Below are 201 nucleotides of genomic sequence, written 5' to 3' on the forward strand. Positions count from 1 at the left end.
TGCTTGCCGCTTCGCTGCATGCGATCAAGGAATGTGGCGAACGGCAAATGGTGTTCCAACATCTAGACCTACTTGGCCCAACCGACTTGCTTCTGCTTGATCGCGGCTACCCTGCTTCGTGGCTGGTGGCGGTGTTAATAAAGCGACAAATTCCGTTTTGCATGCGCGTCGAGAAATCCGGCAACTCCGGCTACACTTGCG

The 201-nt window shown here is 54.7% G+C and carries 1 pseudogene; it reads left to right on the forward strand.

The window, feature by feature from the left end:
* A pseudogene (locus tag C7C56_RS29535) lies at positions 1–201 on the forward strand (IS4 family transposase); the annotation flags it as partial.

The organism is Massilia glaciei (assembly GCF_003011895.2).
Classification (GTDB): domain Bacteria; phylum Pseudomonadota; class Gammaproteobacteria; order Burkholderiales; family Burkholderiaceae_D; genus Telluria_A; species Telluria_A glaciei.